Source organism: Streptomyces aureus (genome assembly GCF_001418135.1).
Classification (GTDB): domain Bacteria; phylum Actinomycetota; class Actinomycetes; order Streptomycetales; family Streptomycetaceae; genus Streptomyces; species Streptomyces aureus_A.
On record NZ_LIPQ01000513.1, the window covers coordinates 1 to 13,286 of the forward strand.

The 13,286-nt window shown below is 70.9% G+C and carries 9 protein-coding genes; 2 read left to right on the forward strand and 7 right to left on the reverse strand.

Going from position 1 to position 13,286, the window contains the following annotated elements; genetic code table 11:
* On the reverse strand, positions 1-2,730 hold a 2,730-nt coding region (gene secA / locus AOK00_RS32655; RefSeq protein WP_254047589.1), incomplete at its 3' end, for a preprotein translocase subunit SecA.
* Positions 2,731-2,969: 239 nt separating this feature from the next.
* Here secA and AOK00_RS32660 point away from each other — a divergent pair.
* On the forward strand, positions 2,970-3,572 hold the full coding sequence (locus AOK00_RS32660; RefSeq protein ID WP_055603776.1) for a GNAT family N-acetyltransferase: 603 nt from the start codon (positions 2,970-2,972) through the stop codon (positions 3,570-3,572).
* Between the two features lie 60 nt (positions 3,573-3,632).
* Entirely contained in the window at positions 3,633-4,796 is a 1,164-nt protein-coding gene (locus tag AOK00_RS32665; protein WP_055603777.1) for a winged helix-turn-helix domain-containing protein, read from the forward strand.
* Between the two features lie 9 nt (positions 4,797-4,805).
* Here the strand turns inward: AOK00_RS32665 and AOK00_RS32670 are convergent, their stop codons facing one another.
* The 6 genes from AOK00_RS32670 to mtrA form a co-directional block, all read right to left on the reverse strand.
* On the reverse strand, positions 4,806-5,558 hold the full coding sequence (locus AOK00_RS32670; RefSeq protein ID WP_055603778.1) for a response regulator: 753 nt from the start codon (positions 5,556-5,558) through the stop codon (positions 4,806-4,808).
* A gap of 208 nt (positions 5,559-5,766) precedes the next feature.
* Complete coding sequence (gene hpf, locus AOK00_RS32675; RefSeq protein WP_055603779.1) at positions 5,767-6,447, reverse strand: ribosome hibernation-promoting factor, HPF/YfiA family; 681 nt, start codon at positions 6,445-6,447, stop codon at positions 5,767-5,769.
* Positions 6,448-6,740: 293 nt separating this feature from the next.
* Positions 6,741-7,550 carry a ComF family protein gene (locus AOK00_RS32680; protein WP_055603780.1) on the reverse strand — a complete coding sequence of 270 codons (810 nt, stop codon included), beginning with the start codon at positions 7,548-7,550 and terminating at the stop codon, positions 6,741-6,743.
* 102 nt (positions 7,551-7,652) lie between these two features.
* On the reverse strand, positions 7,653-9,422 hold the full coding sequence (locus AOK00_RS32685; RefSeq protein ID WP_107097509.1) for an LpqB family beta-propeller domain-containing protein: 1,770 nt from the start codon (positions 9,420-9,422) through the stop codon (positions 7,653-7,655).
* Positions 9,423-9,606: 184 nt separating this feature from the next.
* Positions 9,607-11,628 carry an MtrAB system histidine kinase MtrB gene (gene mtrB, locus AOK00_RS32690; protein ID WP_079042309.1) on the reverse strand — a complete coding sequence of 674 codons (2,022 nt, stop codon included), beginning with the start codon at positions 11,626-11,628 and terminating at the stop codon, positions 9,607-9,609.
* Between the two features lies 1 nt (position 11,629).
* The gene (gene mtrA / locus AOK00_RS32695; protein ID WP_010356958.1) at positions 11,630-12,307 is read right to left on the reverse strand and encodes a two-component system response regulator MtrA; all 678 of its coding nucleotides are present in this window, start codon (positions 12,305-12,307) and stop codon (positions 11,630-11,632) included.
* Between the last annotated feature and the right edge of the window lie 979 nt (positions 12,308-13,286).

Genomic DNA, 13,286 nt, shown 5'->3' on the forward strand with positions numbered 1-13,286 from the left:
AGGTCCAGGTCGAGCAGCAGGTCGAGGAGGTCCCGGTGCAGGCGAGCGGTCCGTCGCTCGCCAAGGAGGACGCGGTGCCGGCCGGTGCCGGGCGTCCGGAGATCCGCGCCAAGGGGCTCGACGCCCGGCACCGGCCGGCACCGCGTCCTCCTTGGCGAGCGACGGACCGCTCGCCTGCACCGGGACCTCCTCGACCTGCTGCTCGACCTGGACCTCCAGGTTGAACAGGTAGCCGACGGACTCCTCCTTGATGCCCTCCATCATGGCGGTGAACATGTCGAAGCCCTCGCGCTGGTACTCGACCAGCGGGTCCTTCTGCGCCATGGCGCGCAGGCCGATGCCCTCCTGGAGGTAGTCCATCTCGTAGAGGTGCTCGCGCCACTTGCGGTCCAGGACGGACAGGACCACGCGGCGCTCCAGCTCACGCATGATCTCCGAGCCGAGCTGCTTCTCCCGCGAGTCGTACTGCTCGTGGATGTCGTCCTTGATGGACTCGGCGATGAACTCGGCGGTGATGCCCGCCCGGTCCCCGGCCGCGTCCTCCAGCTCCTCCACGGTCACCTTCACCGGGTAGAGCTGCTTGAAGGCGTTCCACAGACGGTCGAGGTCCCACTCCTCCGCGAAGCCCTCGGCGGTCTCCTGGCGGATGTAGTCGTCGATCGTGTCGTCCATGAAGTGCTGGATCTGCTCGCGCAGGTCCTCGCCCTCCAGGACGCGGCGGCGCTCGCCGTAGATGACCTGACGCTGCCGGTTGAGGACGTCGTCGTACTTCAGGACGTTCTTGCGCGTCTCGAAGTTCTGGGTCTCGACCTGCGACTGGGCGGAGGCGATCGCCCGGGTGACCATCTTGTTCTCGATCGGCACGTCGTCCGGCACGTTGGCCATGGCCATCACGCGCTCGACCATCTGCGCCTTGAACAGACGCATCAGGTCGTCGCCGAGCGAGAGGTAGAACCGGGACTCGCCCGGGTCGCCCTGACGGCCGGAACGACCGCGCAGCTGGTTGTCGATACGACGCGACTCGTGGCGCTCGGTACCGAGGACGTACAGCCCGCCGAGGTCCTTGACCTCCTCGAACTCCGCCTTCACGGCCTTCGCGGCGCGCTCCAGGGCGGCGGGGAGGGCCGCGGCCCACTCCTCGACGTGGTCGACCGGGTCGAGACCCGCCTGGCGCAGCTCGGCCTCGGCGAGGTCGTCCGGGTTGCCGCCGAGCTTGATGTCGGTACCGCGACCGGCCATGTTCGTGGCGACGGTGACGGCGCCGCGGCGGCCGGCCTGGGCGACGATGCTCGCCTCGCGGTCGTGGTGCTTGGCGTTGAGGACCTCGTGCTGGACACCGCGCTTGGAGAGCTGCTGCGAGAGGTACTCGGACTTCTCGACGGAGGTCGTGCCGACGAGGATCGGCTGACCCTTCTCGTGCTTCTCCGCGATGTCGTCGACGACGGCGGCGAACTTGGCGACCTCGGTCCGGTAGATCAGGTCGGACTGGTCCTTGCGGATCATCGGCCTGTTCGTCGGGATCGGCACGACGCCCAGCTTGTAGATCTGGTGGAACTCGGCGGCCTCGGTCATGGCCGTACCGGTCATGCCGGAGAGCTTCGAGTACAGGAGGAAGAAGTTCTGCAGGGTGATCGTGGCGAGGGTCTGGTTCTCGTCCTTGATCGCCACCCCTTCCTTCGCCTCGATCGCCTGGTGCATGCCCTCGTTGTAGCGGCGGCCGGCGAGGATACGGCCGGTGTGCTCGTCGACGATCATGACTTCGCCGTCCATGACGACGTAGTCCTTGTCCTTCTTGAACAGTTCCTTCGCCTTGATGGCGTTGTTCAAGTAGCCCACGAGCGGCGTGTTCACCGACTCGTAGAGGTTGTCGATGCCGAGCCAGTCCTCGACCTTGGCGACACCGGCCTCGTGGATGGCGACGGTGCGCTTCTTCTCGTCGACCTCGTAGTCGCCGGTCTCCTCGATGCCCTTGAGCTGGTTGCCGGGCTCGCCCTTGGAGAGGCGGGTGACGAGCTTGGCGAAGTCGCCGTACCACTTCGTCGCCTGGTCGGCCGGGCCGGAGATGATCAGCGGCGTACGGGCCTCGTCGACGAGGATGGAGTCGACCTCGTCGACACAGGCGAAGTTGTGGCCGCGCTGGACGAGCTCGTCCTTGGACCACGCCATGTTGTCGCGGAGGTAGTCGAAGCCGAACTCGTTGTTCGTGCCGTACGTGATGTCGCAGTTGTACTGCTCACGGCGCTGGGCCGGCGTCATGTTGGCGAGGATGCAGCCGATGGACAGACCCAGGAAGCGGTGGACCCGGCCCATGAGCTCGGAGTCCCGCTCGGCCAGGTAGTCGTTGACCGTGATCAGGTGCACGCCCTTGCCGGAGAGCGCGTTGAGGTACGCCGGGAGGGTGCCCACCAGGGTCTTGCCCTCACCGGTCTTCATCTCGGCGACATAGCCGAGGTGGAGCGCGGCGCCACCCATCAGCTGGACGTCGTAGTGGCGCTGACCGAGGACACGCTTGGCGGCCTCGCGGACCGTCGCGAACGCTTCGGGCATCAGGTCGTCGAGGCTCTCGCCGTCGGCGTACCGCTGCTTGTACTCATCGGTGAGCGCCCGCAACTCGGCGTCGGAGAGGTTGACGAAGTCCTCTTCGATGGAGTTGACCTGGTCCGCGATGCGGTGCAGTTTGCGCAGGATCTTTCCTTCGCCTGCACGCATGAGCTTGTTGAAGACGGACACTGAGGCTGGTCTCCTTGCCGGTCGGGCCTGGCACTGGGTCTTGTCATGGACGCGAGCGCGGGCACGGCAGGTGGTCCCCACCGCAACGGCCATCGTAAGCGAGACCGCCCTCGCGAAGGGAGGCCCACAGTGCCGGAGCCGTACGTCCGCCCGGAAAGAGAACGCACGAGGTGGGCGGAAGGTGCCGCCCCACCCGAAAAGTGTTCGCTTCCGGTCCGGCGGCTCACCACAATCCCGGCATGGATCCGATCACCCTCACCACCGACCGCCTGCGCCTGCGGAACTTCGTCCCCGAGGACGCCGACGCGGTGTACGCCATCTGTCAGGACCCGGACATCCGACGTTGGACCGTCGTCCCCGACCCCTATACGCGGCAGGACGCCGAGCTCTTCCTGAACCGGCTCGTGCCCGACGGCTGGCGCGACGACACCGAGTACGCCTTCGCCGTCGAGCCGCTGGCGGGCGGCCCGCTGCTCGCCGCCGTCTCCCTTACCAGTCGCGGCATGGGCGTCTGGGAGGTCGGCTACTGGCTGGCCGGCGAGCACCGCCGCAGCGGCTACATGACCGAGACCGTCCGGGCCGTCGCCCACTGGGCCTTCACCGGACTCGGCTGCACCCGCCTGGTCTGGCGCGCCGAGGTGGGCAACACCGGCTCGCGCGCGGTGGCCGAGCGGGTCGGCTTCGTAGTCGAGGGCGCCCAGCGCGCCGGACTCACCAACAAGGGCACGCTCCGGGACTGCTGGATCGCCGCCCTGCTCCCCTCCGACTTCGGCCTCCCGAGCCCCCTGCCGTACCTCCCGGCCCGCGACCTGCCGGCCGACGACCTGCCGACCCCGTTCTGAGCGCCGGCCCCGCGGGTCCGCCGAGGGGGACTGTCAGTGCCGGGGCCTAGGGTGCGGTCCATGACGACTGTGCCGCGCCCCGCCGCCGAACTGTCCGCCGACGACGCCCGCCGGATCGCGCTGCGAGCCCAGGGCTTCCTGGGCGCGCCCGACCGCCGCGCCGGGGTGCGCGGCGTGCTGCGCGGGCTCGGCCAGGTCCAGCTCGACACGATCTCCGTCCTCGCCCGCTCCCACGAACTCATTCCGTACGCGCGCCTGGGCGCCGTCGGCCGTACGACGGTCGAGGACGCCTACTGGACCGGCTCACACGCCTTCGAGTACTGGTCGCACGCGGCCTGCGTGCTGCCCGTCGAGGAGTGGCCGCACTTCGCCTTCCGCAGGCGCGCCTACCGCAACCGCCCGCACTGGGGCCACGAGCTGTCGGCGGGGGCGTACGACAAGGTGATCGACCAGCTGCGGACCGAGGGGCCCCGGACGGCGACCGAGCTGGGCGGCGCGAAGAACAAGGGCGAGTGGTGGGACTGGTCGGACGCCAAGATCGCCGTCGAGCGGGCGCTGATGTACGGCGAGGTGGTGGTGGTCGAGCGGCGCGGCTGGAAGCGGGTGTACGACCTGGCGGAGCGGGCGATCCCGCAGACGTTGCTCCACGACGAGCTGGACGACACCGAGTGCGTGCGGCGGCTGGTCCGGCAGGCGGGCGAGGCGCTGGGCGTGGGCACCCGCGCGGACATCGCCGACTACCACCGGCTCAAGGGGGAGCAGTTCGACGCGGTGGTCGAGGCGGCGGGCCTCGTGCCGGTCACGGTGGCGGGCTGGGGGAAGCCGGCCTGGGCGGACCCGGCGGCGCTCGCCTCGGAGCCGCGCGGCCGGCACCGTACGACCCTGCTGTCGCCGTTCGACTCGTTGATCTGGGAGCGGGCCCGCACGGAGCGGATCTTCGGCTTCACGCACCGCCTGGAGGCGTACGTGCCGAAGCAGAAGCGGATCCACGGCTACTTCGCGATGCCGGTCCTGGCCGGCGGCCGTCTGGTCGGCCGGGTGGACCCCGCGCGGGAGGGCGGGACGCTCGTCGCCCGCCAGGTGACGCTCGACGGCCCGAAGGCCGTTCCCGCGGTGGCGCGGGCGCTGCGCGAGGCGGCCGAATGGGTCGGCTGCGACGCGGTGAGGGTGGAGCGGGTGGACGCCCCGGGGCTGGCGAAGGACCTGGTGGCGGCGCTGGCTTAGCCGCGGCCGCTACCGGATCTCAAGGATCTTCTCCCGCATCGCGTAGACCACGGCCTCCATCCGGGAGTGCAGCTGAAGCTTCTCCAGGATGTTCCGGACGTGGTTCTTCACCGTGTTCTCGGAGATGAACAACTCCTTGGCGATGTCACGGTTGTTCATCCCGGTCGCGACGAGCTTGAGGACCTCCAGCTCACGGTCGGTCAGCCGGGGCGCGGGCACGAGCCTGCGCTCGTCGGTGCGCTGGATCATCGACTTGAACTCGGTGAGGAGCTTCGAGGCCATCGAGGGGCTGATCTGCGACTGGCCGTCGGCGACCGCGCGGATCGCCGTCGCGACCTCGTCGGTGGAGATCTCCTTGAGGAGGTAGCCGGTGGCCCCCGCCTTGATCGCGTCGTAGAGGTCGGCCTCCTCGTCGCTGATCGTCAGCATGATGATCTTCGCGCTGGGGGCCACCTCCTTGATGGAGGTGCACGCCTCGATGCCGCCGCGCCGGGGCATCCGTACGTCCATCAGGACGATGTCCGGCAGCAGATCGGCCGCCTTGTCGACGGCCTCCGCCCCGTCCCCGGCCTCCCCGACGACCTGGATGTCCTCCTCCTGCGCGAGGACGATCTCGAGTCCGCGGCGGAAGAGGGCATGGTCGTCCACGACGAGGACTCGGATCGGCTCCTTGCGGAACCCGCCGCTGTCCGAATCCGATCCCTCCGGGACCCCACCACCGTGCTCGCGCCCGCTGAGCACCGGCCCGAAGCTGTCCGCCATCGTTCCTCCCCCTGAAGGCCGTGGCCTGAATTCGTTTCCGGTCCTCCAACCGCTACTCAGGGAGCAGCGGTTGGCGTGCACGCCATGCTTTCATGCTCCGGCGGCAACGGGGTGCCCCGCAGGCGCACGGGGGTGCCCCTGGGGGCGCGAAGGGCGCTCCAGGGGCACCGTGAGGGGCAACTGGGGTGTGGGGGGCGCGAGACGGCGGTCAGCCGCCGAGCGCACCACCGGCGCCGCCACCCTCGGCGAGCGGGTCGCTCTCCACATGGATGACGCCGTAGTCGTACGCGTGCCGGCGGTAGACGACACTCGGCTGCTTCGTGTCGGAGTCCACGAAGAGGTAGAAGTCGTGTCCGACCAGCTCCATCTCGTAGAGAGCCTGGTCGAGCGTCATCGGCGCGGCCCGGTGGGTCTTCTCGCGGACCACCAGCGGGCCTTCGCCCTGGACTTCGATCGAGCCCATCATCGTGGTGGGCACCTTGTCGGACTCGTCGGCGACGAGCTGGCCGTCTCCGTTGAGCTGGGCGGCGCCGGGCACCACGTCCCCGACCTCCGCCGCCGAAAGCCTGCCGTTTCCACGGCGGGTGTACCGCTTGTCGTGCTGCTTGCGCAGTCGTGCCTCGAGCTTGTCGCTTGCGAGGTCGAGGGCCGCGTACGGGTCCGCCGCCGCGGCTTCCGCCCGGATCACCGGGCCTCGGGAGTGGAGGGTGATCTCCACGCGGTCGGACCTGTCGGCCTGCCGCGGGTTGTGTTCCTTGGACACCTCGACGTCGAGGCTGATCACCTTGCCGTCGAGCTTCTGGATCTTCTCCAGCTTCAGCTTCTCGGCCACGTGCTTGCGGAACCGCTCGGGCACCTCGGTCTTGCGGCCCTTGACGACGATGTCCACGCAGAACTCCGTTCCCGGATCGCCCTGATCGACTCTCTCGGCCGCAGGGCATCTCCCTTTGCACCAGACTCCGGCGGTTACCGGAGCTCGGACTCGGCGACTTTCACCTCCTCCTCCCCAGTCGACAAGATCCCCACCCCATCGACAAGAGGTTAATTCGCCCTGAACTCCTGTCCTGTAGGCGCAACCATATTCGGCTAGGCGATGGCTTTCGCCATTCCTCACAACCGAACATAGCCCCTTCGGACGGGTGTCGGCACCCGCTACCGCGACATACCTCCGTTCGGGTGCTTTCACCTCTCACCACCTGCAACGTTCCAAGTTCCTTGCGAGTTCCGGTTTATTTCGAACGAAGCGGGAGAGGATGCGATCACAGCCGCCGCCCGCTGTTCGAATCCGCACTGCGCCGGACCGCCCGGTAAGCCGTGCGGTATTCCGGGAATGAACGGAAGGTGTACGCCCCCGAGGGCACGCGCCGCCTCCGCAAGCGAGGCGCCCGTGGTCATCAGATCGTCGACGAGCACCACCTTTCCCGCCCGGAGCAGCCGCCCGCCGCCGGGCACGACCTCCAGCGCGCCGGAGAGGTTCGCGAGCCGTCCGCGCGCCCCGAGACCCGCCTGGTCCGCCACGTGACGCCGCTGCCGCAGCACCGGCACGACCCTCGCCTGCCGCCCCGCGCCCCGCAGCCGGGCCGCCGCGGCAAGCGCGATCCGGCGCGTCGGATCGTGGCCACGCGCCCGTACGGAGCGCCGCGAGGAGGGCACCGGCACAAGGAGCAGTGGTCGCGCCGCGAGGCCCTCGGTGCCCCCGGCAGCGGCCTCCACGGCGACCGCCAGGGCACCGCCCAGGGGGCGGGCGAGGGTGAGCGCCCCGCGTTCCTTGTGGGCGATGAGCAGTTCGCGTACGGCATCGGCGTACGGCGCGACGGCATGGACGACGGGCAGCCCGGCCGGCTCGGGCGACGGCCGCACCCTGCGCGGTCCCTCTCCCGCCCCGGTCAACGCGGCCTCGCACGACGGGCACAGCTCGGTGCGCTGCCTGCCGCAGCCTCCGCAGGCTACCGGCAGCACCAGCCCGGCGATCTCCCGCCACCACCCCCGCATGGCTCCACTGTGCGCCTTCCCGGGCACCTCGGCCACCCCTGTGGAAAACCCCCGCGGGTGCCCCCGGAGTACGTCAGGTGCCCGTGGGCGTGGCGGCGGCCGCTACCCCGGATAGACGGGCGAGCTACCGGTCTTGACCACGGGCTGCCAGTTCGTGCCCGGCACGAGCCGCACGATGCCGTCGTTGCCGGAGTCGGCGATCAGCGGCACGGAGCCCTTGTACGGCGCGGCCACCGAGGTCACCCCGTTCAGACCGGGAAGCACCGAGGTCGCCGAGGTCGAGCCGTCGGTCTGCAGATAGCGGATCTGCTGGACGCCGCCCGCCTCCTTGCCGACCACGACGAGCCGGCTCGGCCCGGCCCAGGAGACGGCCGTGACCGACTCCATCCGGGGCGCGGCGGGCTTGAGGTCCAGCACGGAGACGACCGGCTCGTCGCCCGACGACTGGCGCTGGACCCGGCCGATCTGCAGGGTCGTGTCCCCGCCCCGGCTGACCACCAGCGCGATCCGGACCCCGTCGGCGGAGACCCGCAGCGACTCGATCCTCGCGTCGTCCGTCAGCCACGGCGCACGCACCTTGACGGGGTCCCCGGTGCCGTCCGGCACCATCCACAGCTGGGGCGCTGCGGGGTCGCGGTCGGCGATCCACAGGTTGCCCCGGCCGTCCCAGCTGGGCGCGGACAGCCGGTCGGTGGGCTTGGCGGCCTTGCTGCGCAGGATCGCCGGCGCCGCCTCCTCCTCGGTGGTGATGGAGGAGACGAACAGCTCGCGGCCGCTCTCCCCGACCCCGGCGGCCCGGGTCTCGCCCCGGTCGACGGCGACCGACCCGAGCCGCAGAGTGCCCTTGCCGAGCGGCCCGGGGACCTGCTCGACGGGTGCCCTGGCCTCCTTGCCCGCGCCGACCAGCATCATCAGCTTGTGGTGCTCGTCGACGAAGTACGGGTTCTCGTCCCGGTCCGCGTTCCGCACGGGAGCGAACTCGTCGGTCGCCTGTCCCTTGCCGAGACGGCACAGCGCCTGGCCCCTCGACCCCTGGAGCTCCACCTGCTCGGCGTTCACGGAGGTCAGGTCGCGCAGCGTGAACAGCAGCTGCGCCGCCATGCGCCGGCACGGCTCGCCGCCCACCAGGTCCGCCTTGCCGTTCAGCGGCACCTTGAGCGTGGACTGGTCGTCGGGCGTGAGGGTGGTGACGCCCTTCCGCAGCTCCGTACCGGAGGGGAAGCTGGAGTCCACGGCCGGCTTCAGCCAGTCCGTGGGGCCTTCGAGGAGCGCCCTGACCGTCTGCGTCACCGGGTCCATCCGGGTGACGGGGTCCTGGCGCTGCCGGATGTAGACCGGGTCGGCGACGACCCAGTCCTGCCCGGAGGCGAAGTAGTACTTGTTGACCGACCGGTAGTTGCGCAGGAAATCGGCCTCGCCGAGCACCAGGCCGGGCGGGAGGCTGTCGATGCGCCACTCCTTGCCCTTGCCGTTGGCCGAGGGCTGCTGCACGACATGGATCGACTGGAGGTACGCGGCCGGGCTGAACGGCTGGTACGCGTGCCGGCCGTCCACGGTCGCGATCTTGCGGCCGGAGAGCGGGTAGGAACGGCCCTGGTTGTCGGGGTCGGCGTTGCGGTCGGCCAGGTCCCGGTTCGGCGCGGTGGTGAGCACGGTGATGCTCTGCTCCGGCTTCCAGGTCCGCGCGGCCTGGGCCGTCAGGTACTTGCGGGCGGTGGCGAAGCCGGGGTCGTCACTCGTCATGGCCTCGAGGAAGCCGTCGACGATCTCGTCCGGGTCCGCGTTCTCGCGGGGCGCCACCGCGTAGACCCGCACCTGCGAGTCGCCCTGGTTGGCCCCTCTGACCGGCTGGACGCCGCCGCTGTCGGGCATGGTCGCGCACCCGGTCACCAGGAGCCCGCCGCACGCGGCGAGCACCACCGCGCGCGTACTCCGGCCCTGCGCCGGGCCCTGCCCCGGATGAAGGTCCGGATCGGCGTGTCCCACGCGGAAGCCTGGGAAGCGCCACACCACGTGCCCCTTTCGGAAGCCCCGCCCCGCGTGCCCCTCTGAGGAGTCAGCGCCCACGTGTCCCGTCCTCCCGCTCCGCGTTCCCGTGTGCGTCGGCCGTGGCCGAACCCGCCCCACCACCGTCGTTCTCCGCCGCCGCGCGCGCCACGACCCGGGCACCGCTGCCGGGCAGGGCCGTCGGGTCGACGGTGGCCCGCGACGGCGCGGGCAGCCTCGGCGGTACGGCGAGCTGCGCCCGGTCGCCGACGGGCTGCGCCGGGACCGCCGTGAGACGGGCGTGGTCCTGGGCGCGTCCGGCGGCCGCCTGCTCGCGGTTACGCCGTGAGTCCTCGGGCTCCAAGGGGATCGGGGAGCCCCGCAGCGGCTCGTCCGCGGTCCGCGGCAGGGTCAGCCGGAACTGCGAACCTCCGCCGGGCTCGCCCCAGGCCTGGAGCCAGCCGCCGTGCAGCCGGGCGTCCTCCACCGCGATCGACAGGCCGAGGCCGGTGCCGCCGGTGGTCCGCGCGCGGGCCGGGTCGGCGCGCCAGAACCGGTTGAAGACCCGGGTCGCCTCGCCCGGCTTGAGGCCGACGCCGTAGTCGCGCACCGCGACGGCGACGGCCCCGCCGGCGGCGGCCAGCTTCACCACCACGTCCCGGCCCTCGCCGTGCTCGACGGCGTTGACGACGAGGTTGCGCAGCACCCGCTCGACCCGGCGGGCGTCCGCCTCGGCCACCACGGGCTGCTTGTCGCCGACGACCACGATCCGGGTGCCCTTGCGTTCCGCGAGGGGTTCGGCGCCGCCGATGACCCGGCGCACGACCTGCCGCAGGTCTATCGGCTCGGCCTCCAGGGCGGCCGCTCCCGCGTCGAAGCGGCTGATCTCCAGAAGGTCGGAGAGCAGCGACTCGAAGCGGTCGAGCTGGTCGCCGAGGAGTTCGGCGGAGCGGGCGGTGATCGGGTCGAAGTCCACCCGGGCCTCGTGGATGACGTCGGCGGCCATCCGGACCGTGGTGAGCGGGGTGCGCAGCTCGTGCGAGACGTCCGAGACGAACCGCCGCTGCATCCGCGACAGCTCCTCCAGCTGCTGGATCTTGAGCTGGAGGTTCTGGGCCATCTTGTTGAAGGCCTCGCCCAGCCGGGCGATGTCGTCCTCGCCGGTGACCTTCATGCGTTCCTGGAGGCGTCCGGCCGAGAGCCGCTCGGCGATCCCGGCGGCCATCCGTACGGGGGTCACGACCTGGCGCACCATGAGCCAGGCGATGGCGCCGAGCAGCACCATGACGAAGAGCCCGGCGGTCGCGAGGGTGCCCTTGACCAGGGTGAGGGAGTCCTCCTCCTGGGTCAGCGGGAAGAGGTAGTACAGCTCGTACTGGGTGCCCTCGGCGTCGTTCAGCCGCTTGCCGATCACGAGACCGGCCTCGGACGCCTTCCCGCTGGTGTAGTGGATGCGGGTGAACTTCTGGAAGGTGTCCGTGCCCTGGGCCACCGAGTGCCGCAGCTCCGCGGGGATGCTGGTGGTCGGGTCGACCTCCCCGGAGGCACGGGCGCCGCGGCTCGCGGCGGCGTCACCGGTGTCGAGGGAGAGCGCGACCACGTTGTAGGCGCTCTGACCACCGCTGGCGAGCTGCTCGACCAGCGTGGAGCGCCAGTTCACGGAGGCACCGGCCCGCGCACCGTCCTGCTGACCGGGTGCGGAGGGCGTCGTCGCCGCCCGGTCCTGGGCGGCGGAGAACCCGCCGGCGGCCTGGCTCTGGGCGGCCCTCTCCTTGGCATCGAGCAGTCCGTTGCGGACCTGGCCGATCACGACCAGACCGAGCAGCAGCACCACTCCGAGCGACATCAGCAGGGTGCCCGCGACGATCCGCAGCTGGATGTTGCGCCGCCACAGCCGCACAGCGGGCAGCAACGGCCGTCGCACCCAGCGTGCGAAGAGCCGGAGGACCGGTCCACCCGGTGTCCCGTCCTGGAACAGCCGTCCACCCCGCGGCGGACGGCCGGAACGCGAGCCCCCCCGCCCCGGTCCGGCAGCCCGCCCCGTACGGTCTCCCGGGTCCCCGGGCTTGGGAGCAGCACTGCCTTTGCTCATGTCAGCTCGGTCCCGCCTTGTATCCGACGCCACGGACGGTCACTACGATCTCCGGCCGCTCGGGGTCCTTCTCGACCTTCGAGCGCAGCCGCTGCACGTGCACGTTCACCAGCCGGGTGTCGGCCGCGTGACGGTAGCCCCAGACCTGCTCCAGGAGCACCTCACGGGTGAACACCTGCCACGGCTTGCGCGCCAGCGCGACGAGCAGGTCGAACTCCAGCGGGGTCAGGGCGATGGACTGCCCGTCCCGCTTCACGGAGTGCCCCGCCACGTCGATGACCAGGTCACCGATGGTGAGCTGCTCCGGCGCCGGCTCCTCGGACCTCCGCAGCCGCGCCCGGATACGGGCCACGAGCTCCTTCGGCTTGAACGGCTTGACGATGTAGTCGTCGGCCCCGGACTCCAGACCCACGACCACGTCGACCGTGTCGCTCTTCGCTGTGAGCATGACGATCGGCACACCCGACTCGGCCCTGATCAGGCGGCACACCTCGATGCCGTCCCTCCCGGGCAGCATCAGGTCGAGCAGCACCAGGTCAGGCTTGGCCTCCCGGAATGCGGCAAGCGCCTTGTCACCGTCCGCGACGAACGACGGTTCGAACCCTTCACCCCGCAGCACGATGCCGAGCATCTCGGCCAGTGCGGTGTCGTCGTCGACGACAAGAACGCGTCCCTTCATATCGACATCATCCCATTTCCGTATCAGTCTCAAGGCGGCTGGTGAGATACCTCACTGACCTGCGGCATCGTCCCGGATCGATACTGATGACCGTCCGTGTCCGTGGGTGTTGATGTCAGTCATGGATGTCACCCCCGTGGCCCCCGTGGCCGCCCAGAACCGTACCCCGCGCCACTGGTTCCGGCCTACGGTCGAGAGCGGCCGCATCGGACGGCGGAGGACCACGGCACCAAGGCGTCTCCAAGCACTCCCGCGGTGATCGCGCCGCCGCGTCTGCTCGTGGCTCCACCGCCCCGGCCCAGCACCGCCGGCCCGGCTGCTCGTCCCTATGCCTGCGGTGATCACCGCCCAAGAAGCTCGCCACGACCCCACCGACCGGACGGGCGCTGCGGTGGGTACTGACTCCCTCCGCCCTGACAGAGCCCACGCACCCGCACTCGCCGTGACCACCCGACCCGCGTCCGGAGAGAGACACCGGGCGCTGCTCGACCCATACGTGGGTGGAGCGGACGCGGCGCCGGGCGGCCAGGTGGAGCGCGCCGGCCGCCGGCCACGAGCCCTCCGACCGCGCCCCGCCCGGTCCGACACCGCACGGTTCGGGCGTGATGATCGGTATCCACACGGTGCGCCGTCCGCCGCTCCCGCACCGAAGGTCCGGACAAAGGTACGAAGGTCACGGCCGCTCCCGCCCACGGGCGGGTCACGCGTGGCACGATGGCACCCGGCCCGCCGCCGTGTCAGGTGTCGGCCGCCGTGACCGAGCCGGCTCGCCGATCCGGCACCGCGACCATTCCTCCGAGGTGGACGACCGTGAACGACACTCCGGGCTGGACCTCGCCCGGATCCGCCCCCTCCGACGACCAGAACGGCTCCGGGGTCCCCCGGCCCACCGATCCGGCCGACGCGAACGGCTCCACCCCTCAGTGGTCCAAGGACCAGCCGCCCGCCGGCCAGTGGTCCCCGCCGACCGGCCAGACCC